Consider the following 21,511-nt stretch of genomic DNA (forward strand, 5'->3'; position numbering starts at 1 on the left):
TGAAGCGGCCGGTCCTGACGCCGGCGCGCGGGCGGGGACTCAGCGGCAGGAGAGCGGGGCCGGGGCCTTCGCCTCGGAGTCGAAGTCGACGTTGCCGAAGTGCTTGCGCAGCAGGCTCCGCATGGTGCCGTCGGCGTACAGGTCCCGGATCGCGCCCTCGACGGCCGCGCAGGTGCGTACGTCGTTCCTGGGCAGGCCGACGGCGTACCGCTGGTCCCTCAGCCGCACACCGAGCACCGACAGCTTCAGCGCCTCCCTGTTCCCGAAGCCCGCGATGATCAGGTCGTCTCCGGGGACCGCGTCGACCTTTCCGCTGGTCAGCTGGGTCATGCATTGGGCGTAGTTGCCGGCGGGGACCTGCTCGACGTCCACCTTGCCCGCGATCAGCCGGGCCGTCGTGCTCCCGGCAGGTGCGCACATCCGGCGGCCGGCGAGGTCGTCAAGCTTCCTGATACGTGAGCCGGCGAGCACCAGCAGGTCGGCGTGGGCCGTGTAGTAGGGGCCCGCGAAGGTGACGTCGTCGCCGCGGTTGTCGTCGTAGGAGTACGTCGCGACGACCATGTCCACCACGCCGTCGGTCAGGGCCCGCACCCGTTCGCCGACGCCGATCCGGTGGAAGGTGATGCCGCTCGCCGGGACCTTGAGGCGCCGGGCGATGTACGTGGCGAGGTCGATCTCGAACCCGCTGGACCCCGTCCCCTGCAGCAGGGCGACGCCCGGCAGGTCTCCGCGTACGCCGATGGTGAGCCGCCCGGTGCGCGCCACCTTGTCGAGCACGGACGCGAACGTGGGCCGGGGCTGAGGGCTGCCTGACGACGAGGTGCCCACCTCGCCGACCTCCCCGACCTCGCCGGTCTCGCCGCCGGCGATCGGGAGGAGGCCCATCTCTCTCGCGACGAGCGCGCCCCCGCCGGCCAGGACGGCGAGCGCGGTCGCGCACGCGGCGATCAGCAGGCCCCTGCGCCGGGACCGCCGGGACGGCGCAGGCCCCGGGTCGTGCGGCGCCACCGCCCCTGACCCCTGCGGCCCCGATCCGTGCGAGCCCGGCCCCTGCGGTCCCGAACCCTGCGGTCCCGAACCCTGCGGTCCCGATCCGCGTGGTCCCGATCCGTAGGCCCTCGACCCCTGGGGCCCGGATCCGTGTGGTCCCGATCCGTACGCTCCTGACCCCTCCGGCTCCGATCCGTACGATCCGGTCCCCGGGGGCGTGGGCGGCGAGGAGGCGGTGCCCGTGTCCCCGCCCGCACGCACGTCGGTGCTGACCGCGGGCGACAGGAACGCACGGGCCGCCTCGGTGTCCCAGGTCCCCACGCTCAGCGCGGGGCCGGTGGAGCCCTCGTGCCGGCCGCGCCAGGCCGCGTCGTGAGCGGGGTTCTGGGCCGCGTTGTGGGCCGCGTTGTGAGCTCCGTTCGGGGGGCCGTACCGGGCTCCGCCGACGGGTTCGTGCGGACCGCCGCCCGACGCTCCGGCGAACCGGTGCGGGCCGCTCCGGGCGTCACCACCGGAACCGCCGTACGAGCCGCCGGGCCGACCGCCATGCTGAGCGCCGGGGTGATCGCCGGGGTGATCGCCGTACGAGCCGCCGTACCGGCCACTGGGCTGACCGCTGGGCTGATCGCCGTGCCGGCCGCCGGGGTGAGGGGCCGCGCGTCCGGCGAAGGGCTTGGCCGCGGGATCGGCCGCGTGCGCGGCGCCCTCGAAGAGCACCGTCGTGGACGCGTCGCCCGACGCCGTACGGCCGAGCAGGCGCAGCAGGATCTGGTCGGCCGTCGGGCGCTCGTCCGGCGACTTGCGCAGGCACGCCCGCACCACCCCGGCGAGCGGCTCGGGCAGCGTCGAGGTGTCGATCTCGTGGTTGAGGATGCGGTTGAGCACGGCCGCGATCGAGTCGCCGCCGAAGACGACCGTGCCGGTCGCGGCGTACGCGATCGTCGAGGCCCAGGAGAAGACGTCGGCCGGGGGCCCGACCTTGCCGCCGGAGATCTGCTCGGGGGCCATGTAGGCGGGCGTGCCGATCGCCCGGCTGGTGATCGTGGCGGTCGAGTCGAGGATGCGGGCGATGCCGAAGTCGACCACCCGGGGCCCGTCGACGGCCAGCAGCACGTTGTCGGGCTTGAAGTCGCGGTGGACGATCCCCGCCTGGTGGATGGCGGTGAGCGCGGTGGCCGTGCCGACGGCCAGGCGCTCCAGCGCCGAGCCCGTCACCGTTCCCCGCTCCTCGACCGTCTCGCGCAGCGACCGCCCGTCGATGAACTCGCTGGCGATGTACGGCGTGTCGCCCTCCAGGTCGGCCGCCATGACCCGTGCGGTGCAGAAACTCGCCACCCGCTGGGCGGCCCGCAACTCCCTGGCGAAACGGGACCTGGCGACCGCGTCGCCGGTGAACTTCACGTGCAGCAGCTTGACCGCGGCCTGCTCGCCTGCCTGGTCCTCGCCGAGGTAGACCACGCCCTGGCCTCCCTCGCCGAGACGGCCGGACAGCACGAAGGGACCGAGCCGGGTCGGGTCCCCCGGTTGGAGCGGCGCGATCTGCGGCATCCCCGTTCCCCACGATTCGGCAAAGTACCGGCCAGCAGAACTTTACGGCCCCCGCGCGGCGGTTCCGGCGCCCGATACCACGCCGTGACGTCAGGAAGTCGTGACAATGCGGCGAGCGGTCCCTATCCCCATGTGACGGAAAAGGGCCGCCCGGAATGTCTCCTGCGGCCCCCCTGCCCGCGGGCGGCGCCCGGTCAGACGCGGCGCGCTCCGATGGTCTTCAGCCACTTGTCGCAGTTGCCGCACGCCTTGCGGGGCTGCCACACCTTCTTGTCCCAGTTCCACGTCTCGGCGTGGAAGTACAGGTTCTTGCCCTGGACGTCGCTCAGGACCCGAGCTTTGATCTTGTACAGGTACTTGTTCATCGCGTCGACCTCGGCGCAGTTGTCCACGGTCCATTCCTCGCCCTGCCCGACCCTGGAGAGGATCTCCTCCATGACCGGATGCTTCTCGGTTCTGGGGAGGTAGGGGTACGCGCCGCTCGTCCCGGTGAAGGTCTGCTCTGTGCCGAGGTCGGCCAGTCCGGCGACCACCGTGCCCAGCCCGCCCTGCGTTCTGGTCGCCTTCTGGGCCTCCGTGCGGGCCTTGGCGATGAACTTCTGGATGGCCTGCTCGGCCGCGACCCTGTCGGCCTCGGCGGTCACCCTGGCCTTCTCCTCCACGTACCACGTGAACCCGCCGTTGTAGTCGTACTCGTAGACCCACGTGACGAAGGCCGCACGCGCCTCCGCCTCGGACTTCGTCTTGTTCACGAGGGCGCTCTCCAGCGTGCCGAGCTTCTTCCACACCTCCTCGGCGGCTGCTCTGGTCTCGCTGGCGAGCGTCGCCGTCCTGAGCCACTGGCCGAGCTCGACGCGGGCCGCGCTGGCCCACTTCTGGACATCCGCCGTGGGCACCGCTTCTTCGGCGGGGTTGTGTGAGGTGTGCGTCGTCTCTGCCATCGCGCGTCCTTCGTCGAGGGTCTTCGCCTGTGGTGGCCCGGCCCTCGACCAGGGTCGCCGGGAGCCCTCGACATCGGATTGCGGGGTGATACGGATCCGATTACCGGCGTACTCGCGGGTGGTTTACCGACGGCCCGAAGAAGCGAATCGGCCCCTGCCCGGCGGCGGCACCGCGGGCAGAGGCCGATTTCTCACAACTACGCGGACATCTTCTTCTTCAGGTTCTCATCGAGCGCCGCGAGGAAGTCCTGGGTGGTCAGCCACTCGGCGTCGCCACCGACCAGGAGCGCGAGGTCCTTGGTCATCTGGCCGCCCTCGACGGTCTCGACGCAGACCTGCTCCAGCTTCTCGGCGAAGTCGATCACCTCGGGCTGGTTGTCGAGCTTGCCGCGGTGCTGCAGGCCCCGGGTCCAGGCGAAGATCGAGGCGATCGGGTTGGTGGACGTCGGCTTGCCCTGCTGGTGCTGGCGGTAGTGCCGGGTCACCGTGCCGTGCGCGGCCTCGGCCTCGACGGTGCGGCCGTCGGGGGTCATCAGGACGCTGGTCATAAGGCCGAGCGAGCCGAAGCCCTGCGCCACGGTGTCCGACTGCACGTCGCCGTCGTAGTTCTTGCAGGCCCAGACGTACCCGCCCTCCCACTTGAGGGAGGCGGCCACCATGTCGTCGATCAGCCGGTGCTCGTAGGTGATCCCGGCGGCTTCGAAGTCGGCCTTGAACTCGCTCTCGTACACCTCGGCGAAGATGTCCTTGAACCGGCCGTCGTACGCCTTGAGGATGGTGTTCTTGGTCGACAGGTAGACCGGGTAGCCGCGGTTGAGGCCGTACCGCATCGAGGCGCGGGCGAAGTCGCGGATCGACTCGTCCAGGTTGTACATGGCCAGGGCGACGCCCGAGCCGGGGAAGTCGAAGACGTTCAGTTCGATCGGCTCGCCGCCGTCCTTCGGGGTGAAGGTCAGCGTCAGGGTGCCCTCGCCCGGCACCTTGAGGTCGGTGGCGCGGTACTGGTCGCCGAAGGCGTGACGGCCGACGACGATCGGCTTGGTCCAGCCGGGCACCAGCCGGGGGACGTTCGACATGATGATCGGCTCACGGAAGATGACACCGCCGAGGATGTTGCGGATCGTCCCGTTCGGGGACCTCCACATCTTCTTCAGGCCGAACTCCTCGACCCGCGCCTCGTCCGGCGTGATCGTCGCGCACTTGACGCCCACGCCGTACTGCTTGATGGCGTTGGCGGCGTCGATCGTGACCTGGTCGTCGGTGGCGTCGCGGTGCTCAATGCCGAGGTCGTAGTACTTCAGGTCGACGTCGAGGTAGGGAAGGATCAGCTGGTCCTTGATGAACTGCCAGATGATCCGGGTCATCTCGTCGCCGTCGAGCTCGACGACAGGTCCCGCTACCTTGATCTTGGGCATGCGTGGGGTTCCCCTTCTGGTCTGACTGGCCAGCACGTCCTTTTTGAGGCTCACTGGCCGTTGAGGCTATCGGACGGGTGTGGTAAGCCCGCGAACGAGGTCGCGTTGCTCACGAGTCGTGCAGGCGCAGCAGCATGAGCAGCGAGCCGGCCACGAGCGCCGCGCCGAACGCCGCGAGCGTGATCGCGTCGGTCCGCCTGCCGCGGACCGCGAGCACACCCGCCCGCCGGTCCGGCGTCGCCAGCCGGGCGACGGAGCCGGCGAGGAAGGCGCCGCCCATCACCGCTCCGCCGGTGGACACCGCCGCCCCCAGCCCGATCGCGCCCAGGCCGGCGGCCACACCCGCCACCACCAGCAGGTACGGCCCCCAGGCCGTGCTCTCGCCCGCTCTCACGTCTCTCCCATGCCTGCCGCCGCGCTCCTCGATGTCACCGCTCATCGATGGGCACCCATTTCCGGTCGCGCTCGCCGATGTACTCGCTGTCGGGCCGGATCAACCGGTTGTCGGCGTGCTGCTCGATCACGTGGGCGGTCCACCCCGACATCCGGCTGACCGAGAACACGGGAGTGAACAGGTCCGTCGGGATGCCCAGGTAGTGGTAGACGGTCGCCGCGTAGAAGTCCACGTTCGGGTAGAGGCGCTTCTCCGCGAAGACGACCTCCTCCATCTCCCGGGACATCCGGTAGTAGGTGTCGTCGCCGGAGGCCTCGGCCAGCTCCTCCGACATCCGCCGCAGGTGCGTCGCCCGGGGGTCCTCCGTCTTGTAGACGCGGTGCCCGAATCCCATGATCTTCTCGCCCGCCGCCAGTCTGTCCCGTACGGCCTGGGCGACGCCGCGCGGGTCCAGCGCTTCCAGCGTACGCATGACCTGCTCGTTCGCGCCTCCGTGCAGGGGCCCCTTGAGCGTGCCGATGGCGGCGACGACGGCCGAGTGCATGTCGGACAGCGTGGCGGCGCACACCCGGGCGGCGAACGTCGAGGCGTTCATGGTGTGGTCGGCGTGCAGCACGAGACACGTGTCGAAGATCTCGGCGGCGCGCCGCTCGGGGCGCCGGCCGGTGATCTGGAGCAGGAAGTTCCCGGCGATGCTCAGCTCGGGATCGGTCTCGGGCAGCGTCGCCCCGGTCCGCGCCGCGTGGTAGCGGGCGACCAGGATCGGCTGCTGGGCCGTCAGCCGCGCGGCCTTGCGCAGGTTGGCCTCGGGGGCGTTGGAATCCTTGTCCGGATCCTCCGCGCCGGCCAGGGAGACCAGCGTGCGCAGCGCCTCCATGGGCGTCTGCCTCTCAGCGATCTCGGGGATGTCGCGCTCGACGAGCGTGCCCAGGGCGCGGCCCCGCACCAGCTCCGCGCCGTAGTCGGCGAGCTGCGCGCGGGACGGCAGCGACCCACGCTGGAGCAGGTGGGCGGTCTCTTCGAAGGTGGTGCGGCCGGCCAGGTCGTGGATGTCGTAGCCACGGTAGAAGAGCCGGCCCGCCTTGCCGTCGATGTCGCTCAGCGCTGTGGACGCGGCGACGACGTCGGCGAGTCCTTTGGTGGGCTTGTCTGCCACCTCTTGGGGGGTTCCACCCCCCAAGTCCCCCCCGTCCGAGGAAGTCTGCTTCATAGTATTTCCTCCGCTTATCTCCGCCCGAAGTCTACCCGTGAGCAGGGAAGAAGCCCCTCAAAGGCCCAGATCGATTTCACGGAGGATTCTGCTTATGGCAAAGGCGATTCCCCCTCGCCACGGGTGGGTAAGCCGCATCTATAGAGAAAGTAACGGCGGGCTACCTGGGGAGGAACTGCCGTGGAGGGGCCGTTCATACGGATCGAGGACAGCGGCGAGGTGGTACCGCTGCGCCCCGACGTCACCACGATCGGTCGCGGCCGGGGCGCGGACATCCGGCTGGCGGATCCGAGCGTTTCACGGCTGCACGCCGAATTCGTCCGTCGCGGGCCCTACCTGTACGTCGTGGACCTGGGCCTGTCCCGCAACGGCACACGGGTGAACGGCAGGCCGATCGCCAGAAGGGTGCTGGACGACGGCGACGTCGTCTCCTTCGGCGCCGCCCGGGCCCGGGTCGGCGGGATCCCGCGTGAGGACCTCGCTCCCGAGGTCGAACTGCGCCGGGCCGCCGCGCCGGAACTGACCCGCCGCGAGGTCGACGTGCTCACCTCGCTGTGCCGCCCCGCCCTGTCGGACGAGGCGTTCGTGGCGCCGGCGACGGCCCGCGAGATCGCCGACGACCTGGTGGTGACCGAGGCGGCGGTCAAGCAGCACCTGCTGCGGCTGTACCAGAAGTTCCGCATCCCGGAGGGCACCAACCGGCGGACCAGACTGGCCAACGAGGTCGTCGCCCTCGGCCTCGTACGGCCCACGCCGGTCGTGCCGCCGCAGCGAGCGGGCGGCCCCGCCGAGCCGGAGCCGCAGCGCACCCCCGTGGGCCGCCGGGCCTCCTGAGCCCCTCACGCACCGGCCGCCAGGAAGTGGCAACCGTCCACCCCCGGCGGCCGGTGGAGCGTTCCCAACCGGCTCCCGGCACCGCCACACGGCGGTGACAAAAAGCTATTTATGGGCGAATGGGCTAAGACGAGGGAAGAGCTTTCTCGGAGCGGTTGAAACGGGCTGCCCACTCATGGATGTGGTCGAGCAGTTCGGGCGGTTCGACGACGCGGAAATCGGCGCCGGCCACGCCCAGCGTCATCGCCGGCCAGTCCAGGGAGTCGGCCGTCATGCGCACCCGGCAGTGCTCGTCGTCGACCTCCTCGACCACGCTCCACCTGCCGATCCGTTCGCGTACGGTCGCGGCCGGGGCGTCGACCAGGACCTCCACCCGGTACGGCCGGGGCAGGCTGTCCCGGCCGGCCCGCACGAACTCGGCGACGTCCGCGGCGGGCAGTTCCCGGGGCCGGAACCGGGAACCGGTGTCGTGGGGTGCGGTGAGCCGGTCGATCCGGAAGCTGCGCCAGTCGTGCCGGACGAGGTCGTAGGCGAGCAGGTACCAATGGCGGCCGAGACAGACCAGCCGATGGGGTTCGACGTGGCGGTCGGTGCGCCGGCCGCCGGAGGCGGTGTAGGAGAAGCGGAGCTGTTCGCTGTCCCGGCAGGCCAGCGCGACCGTGGTGAGCACGCCCGGGTCGACGCCGGCCCTGGCCGGGCCGTCCCAGCCGCCGCGCACGGTCATCGCGCGCAGCGCGTCGATCCGGCGCCGCAGCCGGGCCGGCATCACCCGCACCACCTTGGCCAGCGCCCGCACCGAGGCCTCGGCGATGCCCTCCACCGCGCCCTGGGCGGCGGCCTGCAGTCCCAGGGCCAGGGCCACCGCCTCGTCGTCGTCGATGACCAGAGGCGGCAGTGCCGCGCCTGCGGCGAGCCGGTAGCCGCCGTCCACGCCGCGCTGCGCCTCGACCGGATAGCCCAGCTCCCGCAGCCGGTCGATGTCCCGGCGCAGGGTGCGGGCCGAGACTCCCAGCCGCTCGGCCAGTTCGGCGCCCGGCCAGTGCCGGTGGTTCTGCAGCAGGGACAGCAGCCGCAGCGTCCGGTCGCTGGTGTTCGCCATGGCGCGATTCTCCTGGAATTCAGGTCAGAAAGTGACCGCTGTGCGGCCTAGCGTGGGTTCTGACCGGCGATGCAGGACAGCGAAGGCGGAGATGATGAGCGAGACCACGACCCTCGGCGAGACGACCACCGGTGACCTCACCGACGCGCCCGTCCCCACCGGTGAGCGAGCCGACCTGCTGGCGATGCTGGCCAAGCAGCGGCACTTCCTGCGCTTCACCACCCGCGATCTCACCGACGAGCAGGCCGGGCTGCGCACCACCGCCGGCGAGCTGTGCCTGGGCGGGCTGATCAAGCACGTCACCGCGGTCGAACGGATGTGGGCGGCCTTCATCCTGGACGGCCCGTCGGTCATGGGTGACTTCACCGCCATGACCGAGGCCGACTGGGCCCGGAGGGCCGACGAGTTCCGGCTGCTGCCCGGCGAGACGCTGGCCGGTGTGCTCGCCGACTACGCCGAGGCCGCGCGCCGGACCGACGAGCTGGTCGCCACCCTGCCCGACCTGGACGCCACCCAGCCGCTGCCGAAGGCCCCGTGGCATGAGCCCGGCGCGCGGTGGTCGGCCCGCCGGGTGCTGATGCACGTCATGACCGAGACCGCCCAGCACGCGGGCCACGCCGACATCATCCGTGAGTCCCTGGACGGCGCCAAGAGCATGGGCTGACCCCCCGGCGGAGGCGTGGCGGGGTCAGGAACGCCTCGGCCATGAGCGCCGCGACGCCGATGCGTGGCAGGTCGCGCGACGCGGGAAAGACCAAGAACCGCGGCTCCCACGCCGGCCGGAACTTGGCGTTGAACCGGTACAGCGAGTCGATCTGGAACCAGCGGGACAGGAAGACGAGGACACCGCGCCAGGCCCGCGACACCGGTCCCGCGCCCAGGCGCTCTCTCCGGTCCAGCGCCGCCCGGAACACCGCGAAGTTGAGGGACACCCTGGTCACCCCGAGTTCCGGCGCGGCCTCCAGGGCCTTCACGATCAGGAACTCGTTCAGGCCGGGATCGGCCCGGAGGTCGCGGTCGATGGACCATCTGCCCCAGGTTGCACACGGCACTCGGACCCCTGCAGCTAAAAATTCCTTGATTGTCGTCCTGCTACAGGTGATGCGGTCTTAAGCCCGCATCACCTGGAGTCTCATTCCTACACTACGAGAGGGCCAAAATCGCTAGCACAGAACCATCACAAGAACACGTTGTGTGATGTGTCGTGGGTCACAACTTATTTTTTCTTTACATCGAAGGCACCTGCTTATACGTTGTGATCGTTTTGCTGAAGATCGTTCCAATGTCGCGCAGCCGTCCATGACGCTCGCTTCGTGTGGACGCCATGCGCACAGTCCGCTGTGCGCTGACGGAGGTGGACGAGGTGCGACGGAGTCGGTTCGGCCTGGGAAAGCAGGGCCCGGCCCGGTGGCTGGTGCGTTTCACGGCGATCGTGACAGTCGCACTTCTTCCTGGAACGTTACAGCTTCCGGCCTACCCGGCGCCGGTGTCTCCACTGCGCGTTTTCCTGAACCTGCCGAACGTCGTTTCCGGCTCCGCAGACGCCCCGCCGACTCAGCAATCCGGCTCGGCACAGGGGCTGCCGCACCTCGTCGATGCGTCCTTGACCGAGCCAAGGGATATGCGGATTCCGGGGCCGCGGCCGGAGAACGACGGAAAGCGTCCGGACGATGCCCTGCCGGTAGAAAAGCAGCGCACCCCGACCGACGAGCCGGCTGAGGGCGGTCTGAAGTCTCCGCCGCCGCTGCCCAAGGAGATCAGCGAAGCTGAGTCTCAGGACGAGTCGGAGAACACGCCTCCGGCCGAGACGGTTCGAACCCAGGGCCTTTCGCTGAGGCGTATAAGCACGCCGGGGGTGGGGCTAGCGGCTTCCACGCGGCGTGTGTCGACTGAGTCGTTGACGACTCGATCGCGCGCCTCGTCGAGCGCGGCTAAGAGGGCGATGGCCGACGGGGCTCCGAGCGTGTCGAACGTGGCGGCATCCGGAACCCAGGGTTCGGGTCTGTGGACGTTTTCCTCGTTGACCCCGTATTTCCAAGCCAGGATCACCGACCCGCTGTGGCGGTCCTCTTTCTTGGCCTATGAGCTTGAGCATGATCCGTCGGTGCCGACTCAGGGGAGCGGCCTGATTTCTTCGGGAACGGGCACGACGTCGGCTGCATCGGGGTCCACTACCGATGTTAGTGTTCCCTCCGGGAAGCTGGCCGATGGCTGGCTGGTGCGGTGGCGTGTTCGTGGTGTGACGACGACGGGTGTGGCAGGGCAATGGTCGGACTGGCAGTCGGCGAAGGTTGATGTCAACAAGCCCTCGGTGTCTGAGCTTTGGGCGACCGGGACGAAGAGTTCCGGGTTTTGGACATTGTCGTCGTTGACGCCGACGTTCCAGGGAAAAATCTCTGATCCCACGTTCTCCAGGCGTTCGTATCTAGGCGCTGAGGTGGAGCACGATCCCTCGGTGCCGACGCAGGGGTCGGGGCTGATCTGGTCGGGGACGGGCACGACCTCGACCACCTTTGATACGCCGACCGCATCCGTGTCGGTGCCCTCGGGAAAGTTGACCGACGGCTGGCAGGTGCGGTGGCGTGTACGTGCCGTGACGACGACGGGTGTGAACGGCCCGTGGTCGGACTGGCAGTCGGCGGTGGTCGATACGAAGAAGCCCGTGATATCGGAGCTGACGGCCACCGGGACGCAGAGCGCCGGTTTGTGGACCCTCTCCTCCTTGACTCCGAGATTTCAAGCGAGGATCAAAGAACAGACGATCTTCCCCTCGTCATACCTGAAGGCTGAGGTGGAGCACGATCCCTCGGTTCCGGATCAGGGTACGGGGTTGATCTGGTCAGGGACGGGCACGAGTTCGACGTCGTGGGATACGCAGTATGCGTCTGTTTCAGTGCCGTCGGGCAAGTTGACTGACGGCTGGCTGGTGCGGTGGCGTGTTCGTGCCGTACCGACAACAGGCGCGGATGGGGCGTGGTCCGACTGGCAGTCGTCGAAGCTCGACATAACCAAGCCTTCGGTGTCGGAGGTGTCGACGACCGGGATGCAGAGCGCCGGCTTGTGGACGATGTCGTCGTTAACGCCGTCCTTCCGAGCGAAGATCTCGGATGAGGTGTTCCTGCGAGGTTCCTATCTCGGCGTTCAGGTGGAACACGATCCGGCCGCACCGGGTCAGGGGTCGGGGTTGATCTGGTCGGGGACGGGCACGACCGCGACGAATCTCGATACGAAATACGCATCCGTGTCCATGCCGTCGGGCAAGTTGACCGACGGCTGGGTGGTGCGGTGGCGTGTTCGCGGTGTGACGACGACCGGGGTGAACGGACCGTGGTCCGACTGGCAGTCGACGAGGGTCGATGTCACCAAGCCCTCGGTCTCGGAGTTGACGACGACCGGGACGGAAGGCGCCGGCCTGTGGACATTGTCGTCCCTGACGCCGAGGTTCAGAGCGAAGATCACGGATATCGGGTTTCTCCGGGACTCCTATCTAGGGGCGGAGGTCGAGCACGATCCGTCGGTGCCTGGTCAGGGTTCGGGGCTTATTTGGTCGGCGACAGGGACGACGCCTACCGACATGTTCAACGACGCCCGGTATGCAACGGTTTCGGTGCCGTCCGGGAAGCTGACCGACGGGTGGCTGGTGCGGTGGCGTGTTCGCGCTGTGACGACGACCGGGGTGAACGGGCCCTGGTCGGATTGGCAAACAGCCAGGATCGCGGTCAACAAGCCGGCAGGGACAGGTCTCGGGGTGGTCCCCGGGACGAAGACGGGCGACACCTCGTGGATTCTCGCCTCATCGACGCCCTGGCTCTACACGCAGGTAACCGATGCCGGTGGTCTCGCCTCATATCTACAGGCGGAGGTCGAGCATGACCCGTCCAAACCGGGCCAGGGTACGGGACTGATTTGGTCGGGAAAGGCGACCACGTCGTATGCGTCCGGATCGAACGCCTGGGTGCAGGTTCCCGCCGGGAAGCTGACCGATGGCTGGCTCGTCCGCTGGCGGGTGCGCGGTGTCAACACCGCTGGTACGAGCGGGCCTTGGTCGGACTGGCAGACAGCGACTGTGAACCTCGACAGACCGGCCGTTGCCGCGCCGGGGATAACTCCGGGAACACCGGGAGGTTCGACCTGGACAGCGGGATCGCTCACACCCTGGTTCTTCGGAAAGGTGACCGATCCGCAGGGGCGCAGCTCTTACCTGGGCATCGAGATCGAGCATGATCCGGAGGCGGCCGACCAGGGGTCGGGGCAGATTTACGCCGGGACCGACACGACGGCGTACCCGTCCGGATCCAACGCCTGGGCGGCAATCCCGTCGGGGAAGCTATCCGAGGGGTGGAGGATCCGGTGGCGGGTTCGCGGCGTCACCACGAGCGGAACGAACGGTCCGTGGTCCCTGTGGCAGTCCGCGACGGTGTCCGCTCTGCCCTTCCAGGTCTTCTCTCCAGGAGACAACACACAGGTCGGCACGCTGACGCCGACGCTGTCCGCACATGCACAGTCCTCCGTCGGCACTAAGGTCGTCTACTGGTTCCAGATCTGCTCGGGCACAAAGGACCACTGGACGTGGTGTGAAAGTTCTTACGAGTGGACCAAGGACGGGACGTTCAACGTGCCGTCGAAGAGGTTGCAGTGGGGCAAGACCTACTGGTGGTACGCGAAGGCCGCGACAAGCGCGGTGACTGTGACCTCCCCCTGGAAGACCTTCACCACCGCGCCGGAACAGGGAACCATCAACTCGCTGCTGGCTGCCGGAACCGAAGGCCGTGAGTTCAATCATGTGAACGGGAACTACTCCCGTTCGGTGACCGACCTGTCCATTCCCACGGCTGGCCTCCCACTGGCCGTTAACCGCACGTACAACAGCCTCGATCCACGCGCCGATGGAGCGTTCGGCTCTGGCTGGACCACCCGTTGGGACATGCGGATCCAGGACGAGGGGCGGGCGATCGCCTATCCCTCGCTGGTGGGTCACTGGCGGCTGGGCGACCTCGGCAGTGTGTTCGCGGCGGACGCTTCCGGCCGTGGGTTCAACGCGATCCTCTCGGCCGGGACATCCACGGTCTCGGGGAAGATCGGCGGCGCCATCGCGAAGTCCGGCGGTGCGGTCGCGACGACGCCCGGTCCCGTGCTGCGCACTGATGACAGCTACACCGTCGCCTCCTGGCTGAAGCTGGACGATCGGACGGGCTCATACCAGGTGGCCCAGCAGAATGGCACCAACCGGGCACCGTACTACCTGGGTGTCGACCAAACCACCGGGCAGTTGATGTTCGCCACGTATGCCTCCGACACCGCCGGCTCTGCCCGCACCGCCGTGCTGTCTGGGGTGAACGCCCCCGTCGGAGAGTGGTTCCACGTCGCCGGCGTGTACGACAAGACTGCGGGCGCCATCTCCCTCTATCTCAACGGTGAACTGATGAGGACGGTCACCGGAGTACCGGCGGGCTGGAACGCGACCGGGACAACGGTGCTCGGCAGCGAGATCAAGGGCGCCATCGACGACCTCCGCATGTTCCAGCAGGCCCTGACCATCGGTCAGATCCGGGAACTGGCCGGCATGAAAACGATCACGCCGCCCGCCACCGTGCTGGTGACCTACCCCGACGGCAGTCAGCAGCGGTTCGCGTCCAGGGGCGACGGCACCTACGCCTCGCCGCCGGGCACCTTCGCCACCCTGGTCACCCTGGACGACGGTGGCTGGCGCCTGATGGACCAGTCCGCCACGTCCTACTGGTTCGACGTGTCCGGGCGGCTGGCCAAGGTCAGCGACAGAAGAAACCACAGCCAGGACCTGGCATACGCCACGGACGGCAAGCTCCTGAAGGTGACCGCAACCGGGGGGCGTACGCTCACCTTCGGCTGGACCGGCGGTCACGTGACCAGCGTTGCCACCGATCTCGTCGACGGGATGCCCATCACCTGGACGTACGAGTACGACGGTGACAAGCTGATCAAGGCATGCCCTCCGACAGCTGTGGGGGCGTGCACCACCTACACGTACACGGATGCCTCTCGATACCGCAGCGTGGTGCTCGACTCCGGGCCAACCGGCTACTGGCGTCTCAACGAGACCACGAACGCGCTGTACGGCAAGGTGGCCAGCGCTGCCGGGGTGGACACCGGCAAGAGCGACGGCAAGTTGATGGGAAGCTCGGCCAACGCCACCGTAGGCGTGGCGGGCGCGCTGGCCGGGTCGTCGGACACGGCGATGACGTTCGCGGGAGCCGCTGGATCGGAGTACGTGGCACTGCCCGAGGCCACCGTCAGCGGGCTGGGCGGCAACCTCTCCGTCGAAGCCTGGTTCAGGACCACCGCTTCGGGCACGATCCTCGGCTACCAGAACTCCTTGGACGACGTGCCCATGATGTTCGCGCTGGGCGTCTATGTCGGTACCGACGGCAGGCTGCGGGGTCAGTTCTGGAACGGAACCATCGCTCCCATCACCTCGCCCGGCAGGGTCAACGACGGGGCTTGGCATCATGTCGTGCTGTCCGGCTCGGAGAACATCCAGACGATGTTCCTCGACGGCCAGCCTGTCGGCGGCCTCGCGGGCAAGATCACCCATACCGGCAGCGACACCATGTGGGACACCCGTATTGGCAATGGATTCGGCGCTCCCGGCTGGCCCTCAACGACTTCGTCGTTCACGACCTTCCCGTTCGCCGGCAGCATCGACGAGGTCGCGGTCTACCCCAAGCCCCTCGGGCTCGCCGAGGTTCGCACGCATTACACCGCGCGCACGGCCGGGTCGCTGCTGACCAAGGAGACCCAGCCGTCGGGGCGTGTCCACGCGGAGAACACCTATGCCGCGGACGGCGGCCGCCTCAAGACGCACACCGACGACGACGGTGGCACCTGGAAGCTGTCCGACATGGTCTACACCAAGGAGTCGACCACCCAGGTCTCGGCCACGGCCACGGTTACCGACCCGCACAACGGCACCCTGACCTACGTCACCAACGCCCTGCGCGGATACCGGACCGTCTCCACCACCGACCAGCTCGGCAAGACCACCCTGTACGCCTATGACACAGGCGGCTTTCCCGCAAAAATCACCGATCCCAACGGCAATGGGAGCGAGCCGTCGTACAACGCGCGCGGCAATCTGATCGCGAATAAGAGCTGCCGCGGCGTTGACACGTGCTTCACGGAGTACTACTCCTACTACCTGAACGTCGATGATCCATTCGATCCCCGCAACGACCAGCCCATCGCCTACCGCGACGGTAGGTCGGCATCGGCGACCGACGACACCTACGCCGTCACCCTGACGTACAGCTCCTTCGGAGAACCGACGAAGCAGACGGTTCCCGCCACCCCTGACTTCTCCCAGGGACGGTCCCAGACCAAGGTCTATACCGATGGAACAGAACCGGCAGTCGGTGGTGGAACCACCCCGGCCGGGCTTGTGAAGTCGGCCAGGGACTACAGGGGGAACGCGACGACCTACGCGTACAGCGCTGCGGGGGACCTCACCGAAGAGACCAGCCTGACGGGCCTGACGAAGCGCTACAGCTATGACGTCATCGGTCGGCTGATCAGTCGTACCGATATTTCCGCCGCCAACCCTGGCGGTGTGACGAGCACATTTGTTTACGACGTGCAGAGTCGTCCTCTAACCGCCACGGACGCGGCTGTCAAGAACGAGATCACCAATGTCGTTCACACACTGAGGCGGTCTTACACCTACGACGCGGACGGAAACCCGCTGACCGTCACGGTCTCTGATGCGACGGGCGGTGACGCGGAGCGTAGGACGACCTATGCCTACGACTCCTATGGTCGGGTGGAGTCGGTCTCGGTTCCCGAGGGGGGCATCGAGCGCTACAGCTATGACCATAAGGGCCAGAAAGTCAGCCACACCGATACTCGCGGTTCGCTCTACAACTACACCTACACCGCCAGAGGCGAGCTCGCGACGATCGTCTTGAAGGGGTGGACCGGCAGCCCGGTGGATCCACGGCCTGCAAGCGACGTGGTCATGAAGTCGTACGCCTATGACCCAGCGGGGAGAATGGCATCCCAGACCGACGCGGAGGGCCGCACGACCTCCTACACCTACTATGCGGATGGCTTGGCAGCGCAGACGATCGCGAGCGGTGTCAGGTTGAACGGGTCGTCCGCCCGACGTGATGTGGTGCTGGAGACCAAGACGTACGACCCTGTCGGCCATATCACTCGCCAAACCGGTGACGGCGGAAGACTGCGGATTGACATGGTTTATGACGCGGCGGGCCGCCTCACCTCTCAGACGACGGACCCGGCGGCCCTGGCCAGGACGACCCTCTACGCCTACGACGCCGACGGCAACGTCCTGAAGACGACCAGGACCGCTGCCGGAACCGCCCGCGCGGAGATCACCGAGTACGCCTATGACGCGGGTAGTCAACCCGTCAGGCAGACCGTGCACAACGACGGCGAGGACCTGGTCACGACGCTCACGGTCGACGATCGTGGACTGGTCACGGCCATCACGGATCCGCGCGGCAACGCCGCCGGCGCGACCGCCGGGAACTACACCACGGACATCCTTTATGACATGGCGGGGAGAAGAACCGAGGTCAAGCTGCCTCCGGTCCGTATCGAACGCGACGGTGGCGCTCCAGCCCTCCAGCGTCCCGTTTCTCAGCTGGGGTACGACACGTTCGGCGAGCGGACACATCTCGTCAACCCCGAAGGACGCAAGGTCACGTCGGTGTTCGACCGGGCTGGACGCATGGTCTCGCAGGCACTGCCCACCTATACGCCGCCCGGAGGGCAGCAGATCACCCCGACAGTGAGCGTCTCCTACGATGCCGCGGGGCAGCAGATCGGTGCCACGGACGCACGGGGCAACACCACCACGGTGGTCTACGACGGGCTGGGGCGTAAGGTCCAGGTGATCGACCCGCGGGTTGGGGGCACCGCGGCAGGTAGGACGACATACACGTATGACCTGCTCGGCGAGGCGCTGTCCCAAACCGATCCCACCGGAGCCCACTGGGAGGCGACCTACGACGATCTCGGGCGACAGGTCAGCACCACGACCTTCGAGCGCAAACCGGCCCCGGCCGCCTACGTAACGAGGCTGGAGTATGACGACGCCGGCAACCTGGTCAAGGTCACCCGTCCTACCGGTGATGCCGTCACCCGTGCCTACAACGCGCTGGGCGAGCTGACGTCCCACACTGACGCGTACGGCGACGCCACGTCCTTCGACTACGACCTTTCCGGGCGGGTGACCAAGACCACCAACCCGCTCGGTGTGTCCAGCACGGCCACCTACGACCTGGCCGGTCGGCAGATCGAGACGGCCGACGTCGATGCCGGCGGCACGGTGCTGCGTACCGAGAAGTTCGGCTACGACGCCGCCGGAAACATGACGAGTCAGACCACAGCCAGAGGTCACACCGCCACCCGTGACTTCGATGCCGCCAACCGGCTGGTCGAGCAGCACGAACCGGTCTCGGCCACCGAAACAATCACCACGTCGTTCGGATACGACGCGGCGGGGCAGCAGACCCGATCGACCGACGGGCGGGGCAACTCCACCTACACCGCCTACAACAGCCTGGGCCTGGTCGAGTCGGTCATCGAACCGAGCACCCAGGCACACCCCAACCTGTCCGATCGCACCTGGACCAGCGTCTACGACGCGGCCGGAAACCCGGTGGTCAGCCTGAACCCCGGCGGCGTTCGCGTCGAGCGGACGTTCGACGAACTGAACCGGTTGGTCAACCAGACCGGTTCCGGTGCTGAGGCCGCGACCAGGGACAAGACTTTCGGCTACGACCTGGCCGGCAGGCTCACCAATGCCGGTGACCTCACTTTCACGCTCAACGACCGCGGTGCGCTCCTTAAGAGCACCGGGCCGGAAGGCGACATCAGCGCCTACGCGTTCGACGCCGACAACCGGCTCGTCCAGCGTGTCGATGGCACGGGCACGGCATCATTCACATGGGACAACAGCGACAGGCTCATCCAAGCGGTCGACCCGGTGAGCTCGACGACGATCGACTACACCTACGACCGGGTCTCCAGGCTCACCGCGATGGCGTTCGGCGCCAATGGCAACCGCCGGTCCTTCACCTACGACCCGCTCAACCGGCTGACGAAGGACGAACTCAAGACCGGCCAGGGCGCGCTGGTCGCCTCGATCGACTACGGCTACGACGCCGACGACAACGTCACAGGCAAGACCACTGCCGGAACCGCCGGCGCGGGTACCAACACCTACACCTACGACTGGGCCAACCGTCTCACCTCATGGACCGCGCCGGATGCGAGGACCACCGAGTACGGCTGGGACGCCGCCGGCAACCGAGTCCGCGAAGGTGACAAGACCTTCACATACGACGAACGCAACCGCCTCACGTCGGGCGACGGCTACACCTACACATACACCGCACGCGGCACCCTGGCCGAATCTTCGAACGGTGCCGTTCGGATCACGAAGTTCGATGCTTTCGACCGTCTCATCCAGGACGACACCGTCACCTACGACTACGACGCCCTCGACCGCATGACCACGCGTAGCGAGAGCGGGCAGACGACGACGTTGACGTACGACGGCCAAACCAACAATCTCGTGGCCGTCACCGACGCCGCCAACGTGAAGAAGGCGGTCTTTGGGCGCGACGCGATGGGACGCACCGTCAGCCTGTCGGATCGAGGCATCGCCCAGCTGGCCCTGAGCGACCAGCATGGGGACCTGGTCGGCACATTCACGGCCGCGGGAACAGCATTGGCCGACTCCACCGCCTACGACCCCTTCGGGCAGATCATCGCCCAGAGCGGTGTCACTCACGACCTGGGCTACCAGGGCGGCTACACCGACCCCACGACCAAGAAGGTCAACATGGCCTCCCGCTGGTACCAGCCCTCTACGGGAAGCTTCGTCTCCCGCGACAGCCTGACGCTCAACGCCGACCCCTCCGTCCAGCTCGGCCGTTACACCTACGCCAACGCCAACCCCCTAAGTCACGTGGACCCGAACGGTCACAAGGCCAAGAAGACCGTCAAGGAAAAGTCGTGTACCGAGGACCCCTATCAGGCGAAGTGCAAGAAGATTTATGAGCAGTGCAAGGAGAATGGCTTCAAGGGGAAGAAGTGCGACCCGTATGAGTCGTTCTACAACGACTGCTACTACGGGCTAGACAACACGAAGGGCTGTTCGTCGGGGAACGAGCTCTATAACGACTGCCGTTTCAGCGGCGGGAAGAAACTGAAGTGCGAGCAAAGTGCTGTCAGGGATGTATGTATCAAGTCCGGTGGCGGCGACCAGTGTGGCGGAACGGTAGCGGTCTACACGAAATGCATGCGCGGTAAGGGGGTGTCTCGGCAGACCTGCATAGAAGACGGACCCCAGTACCGCGAGTGCATGGATCGCTTCTCACACGCCAACAACGTATGCGTCGGGGCGGCACTCGCTTACGGACGTTGCCGTGGCGACGGCACCCAGGGATCGGTTCCCCGATGCAAGGTGGTGCGCGAGGTCTACGCCGTGTGCGCGTACAAGGGCGGCCTCAAGAACCTTGGCGGTCGAAGCGGGTTCGGCCAGAAAGACTCCGTCTGCAATGAGGTGGCCGACGACACGATCGGATGCCTCCGTGAGGTGAAGGGCTCCATGGGAGACTGCTTCGCCGCGGGCGTGGTCCAGTTGGACTGCATCAAGGAGACGAAGGGAAAGCTGGGCACCTGCGGCAAGCTCGCCGACGCCGTCTACTGGTGCATGAAGCACCCGACCTCGACGTGGTGTGACGAGACTCCTGGGAAGAAGTGCGAGATGGTGAGCCAGGAACGTCCGAAGCAGAAAGTATGCAATACGTACTATTCTGCGGTTCAGAAGTGGTTCACCTCGGATATCTATCACAGCAAGGACGCCGAGGGCCCTGGGCTCTGCGGGCTCACCGGATACCTGTCGTTCATTCCCCAGGCAAAAGCCGCAGGAGAGGTGGCAGATACGGTGTGCGGTCTCATAGACGTCGGAGTGAAAATCATCAACGCACTGAAGGCGAGCGACGAAGAGCTCAACGCCGAATGGCGGAAGAAGCGTTTGCAATACCCCGGTAGAGGGCTGACGATCAGAGAGAGATGCACCTGGAGAGAGGGCCTTCCGTATACTGGATGGCATTGCGTAACGGCCTATACTTCCGCATAAGGGTGCCTGCTGTCCGTGCAGGCCGATCGTATCGACGTCGAGAGGAGGCGAACGAACCGTTGAGAGCTAGACGAAGTCGTCGAGGGTCCCGAGTGCTCGCATGTGTCAGCCTCATGCTGGTCACCCTCGTCGGCGCATGCTCGCCTCATGGGATCGACTCCGCCTCGAGACCCCGTGCCGGCGACCATGGCCCGGTTACGCCGGGAAGGACGGAGGACACCGGTTCTCCCCGCGATGTCGGCATCACGACCCTGGGAAGCGAGGCCAGCTTCAACCCAAGGGCGGACGGCGATTCCTTCGAATCCTGCGCGAACGCGCGCGATAATTGGTGCAAAAAGACGGACGACTACGAGGCATGCCGCGGAACCGGATTCAAGAATGGCGATTGCGGCAGCTACAAACCCATCGACGACGATCGGAAATCTTTCATATCGGATTGCCGGCGTGCCGACTCCGTAGTACTCGGTGAAAACACCTGCGCCAAGGCCGCGGGGGATGCCTCCGATAGTTATGTCAACTGCCTGCTCGCCGACCGGCCGAAGACTTACTGTGAGGCGGCGACAGTATATAGAGTGTGCATTTTGCGCGGAAGTGGCGATCTCTGTGGTGACGCCAGTCCCGTCTATGAAGCATGTCGAACTCGCCGGCCGGACAATAATGAGATACCTCGCCACATTTGCATCGAAGGCAACGCCGAGTATGAGATTTGCCGGAACGGCTGGGGGGTCACCGCAAAAGCCGATATCTGCATAGCGGCTACAGCGGCCTACGAGGACTGTCGCGTGCGGTCTACGATTTCCAGGTGCGAGGCCAGGCGTACCGACTACGCCAAGGAGAACTTCGGCTGATCATGAGCGGTGAGACCGCGCGGAAGGGGAGATTCCTCCGGCGGGAGGCCGAGCGGCTGCGACGGAAGGCACGCGGCGACCTGGCGG

At 67.1% G+C, this 21,511-nt stretch carries 11 protein-coding genes; 4 read left to right on the forward strand and 7 right to left on the reverse strand.

Annotated features, from left to right (window positions below):
• Window positions 1-39: 39 nt before the first annotated feature.
• The 5 genes from Mam01_RS04310 to Mam01_RS04330 form a co-directional block, all read right to left on the reverse strand.
• Window positions 40-2,538: a serine/threonine-protein kinase gene (locus Mam01_RS04310; RefSeq protein WP_204284188.1), complete on the reverse strand. Its 2,499-nt coding sequence runs from the start codon at window positions 2,536-2,538 to the stop codon at window positions 40-42.
• 194 nt (window positions 2,539-2,732) lie between these two features.
• The gene (locus Mam01_RS04315) at window positions 2,733-3,479 is read right to left on the reverse strand and encodes a YwqJ-related putative deaminase (protein ID WP_204284189.1); all 747 of its coding nucleotides are present in this window, start codon (window positions 3,477-3,479) and stop codon (window positions 2,733-2,735) included.
• 197 nt (window positions 3,480-3,676) lie between these two features.
• Window positions 3,677-4,894 (reverse strand): NADP-dependent isocitrate dehydrogenase, encoded by a 1,218-nt coding sequence (locus tag Mam01_RS04320; RefSeq protein ID WP_150930663.1) that lies wholly within the window; start codon window positions 4,892-4,894, stop codon window positions 3,677-3,679.
• A 109-nt stretch (window positions 4,895-5,003) separates the two neighbouring features.
• Complete coding sequence (locus tag Mam01_RS04325; protein ID WP_204284190.1) at window positions 5,004-5,333, reverse strand: DUF3017 domain-containing protein; 330 nt, start codon at window positions 5,331-5,333, stop codon at window positions 5,004-5,006.
• Complete coding sequence (locus Mam01_RS04330; RefSeq protein WP_204284191.1) at window positions 5,323-6,444, reverse strand: citrate/2-methylcitrate synthase; 1,122 nt, start codon at window positions 6,442-6,444, stop codon at window positions 5,323-5,325. The genes Mam01_RS04325 and Mam01_RS04330 overlap by 11 nt, the downstream gene beginning before the upstream one ends.
• Window positions 6,445-6,678: 234 nt before the next feature.
• Here Mam01_RS04330 and Mam01_RS04335 point away from each other — a divergent pair, with 234 nt between their 5' ends.
• A complete protein-coding gene (locus Mam01_RS04335) occupies window positions 6,679-7,332 on the forward strand; it encodes an FHA domain-containing protein (RefSeq protein ID WP_150930669.1) in 654 nt (217 codons plus the stop codon).
• Window positions 7,333-7,456: 124 nt separating this feature from the next.
• On the opposite strand, the gene Mam01_RS04340 is transcribed toward Mam01_RS04335, so the two are convergent.
• Complete coding sequence (locus Mam01_RS04340; RefSeq protein WP_204284192.1) at window positions 7,457-8,431, reverse strand: helix-turn-helix transcriptional regulator; 975 nt, start codon at window positions 8,429-8,431, stop codon at window positions 7,457-7,459.
• 94 nt (window positions 8,432-8,525) lie between these two features.
• Between Mam01_RS04340 and Mam01_RS04345 the strand changes: the two genes are divergently transcribed.
• On the forward strand, window positions 8,526-9,095 hold the full coding sequence (locus Mam01_RS04345; RefSeq protein ID WP_239101036.1) for a DinB family protein: 570 nt from the start codon (window positions 8,526-8,528) through the stop codon (window positions 9,093-9,095).
• Here Mam01_RS04345 and Mam01_RS04350 read toward each other — a convergent pair.
• Window positions 9,055-9,483, reverse strand: a complete 429-nt coding sequence (locus tag Mam01_RS04350; RefSeq protein WP_204284194.1) for a phosphatidylglycerol lysyltransferase domain-containing protein — start codon at window positions 9,481-9,483, stop codon at window positions 9,055-9,057. The genes Mam01_RS04345 and Mam01_RS04350 overlap by 41 nt on opposite strands.
• A gap of 302 nt (window positions 9,484-9,785) precedes the next feature.
• Here Mam01_RS04350 and Mam01_RS04355 point away from each other — a divergent pair, with 302 nt between their 5' ends.
• Complete coding sequence (locus tag Mam01_RS04355; protein WP_204284195.1) at window positions 9,786-20,576, forward strand: LamG-like jellyroll fold domain-containing protein; 10,791 nt, start codon at window positions 9,786-9,788, stop codon at window positions 20,574-20,576.
• A 113-nt stretch (window positions 20,577-20,689) separates the two neighbouring features.
• On the forward strand, window positions 20,690-21,424 hold the full coding sequence (locus tag Mam01_RS04360) for a hypothetical protein (RefSeq protein ID WP_204284196.1): 735 nt from the start codon (window positions 20,690-20,692) through the stop codon (window positions 21,422-21,424).
• Window positions 21,425-21,511 lie beyond the last annotated feature (87 nt).

The sequence above is a fragment of the Microbispora amethystogenes genome, from assembly GCF_016863015.1.
GTDB lineage: Bacteria > Actinomycetota > Actinomycetes > Streptosporangiales > Streptosporangiaceae > Microbispora > Microbispora amethystogenes.

Bases quoted from the DNA above. Each gene is read 5' to 3' on its own strand.
- Mam01_RS04310 (WP_204284188.1), bottom strand. From the start codon at position 2,538: ATGCCGCAGATCGCGCCGCTCCAACCGGGGGACCCGACCCGGCTCGGT.
- Mam01_RS04315 (WP_204284189.1), bottom strand. From the start codon at position 3,479: ATGGCAGAGACGACGCACACCTCACACAACCCCGCCGAAGAAGCGGTG.
- Mam01_RS04320 (WP_150930663.1), bottom strand. From the start codon at position 4,894: ATGCCCAAGATCAAGGTAGCGGGACCTGTCGTCGAGCTCGACGGCGAC.
- Mam01_RS04325 (WP_204284190.1), bottom strand. From the start codon at position 5,333: ATGAGCGGTGACATCGAGGAGCGCGGCGGCAGGCATGGGAGAGACGTG.
- Mam01_RS04340 (WP_204284192.1), bottom strand. From the start codon at position 8,431: ATGGCGAACACCAGCGACCGGACGCTGCGGCTGCTGTCCCTGCTGCAG.
- Mam01_RS04345 (WP_239101036.1), top strand. From the start codon at position 8,526: ATGAGCGAGACCACGACCCTCGGCGAGACGACCACCGGTGACCTCACC.
- Mam01_RS04360 (WP_204284196.1), top strand. From the start codon at position 20,690: ATGCTGGTCACCCTCGTCGGCGCATGCTCGCCTCATGGGATCGACTCC.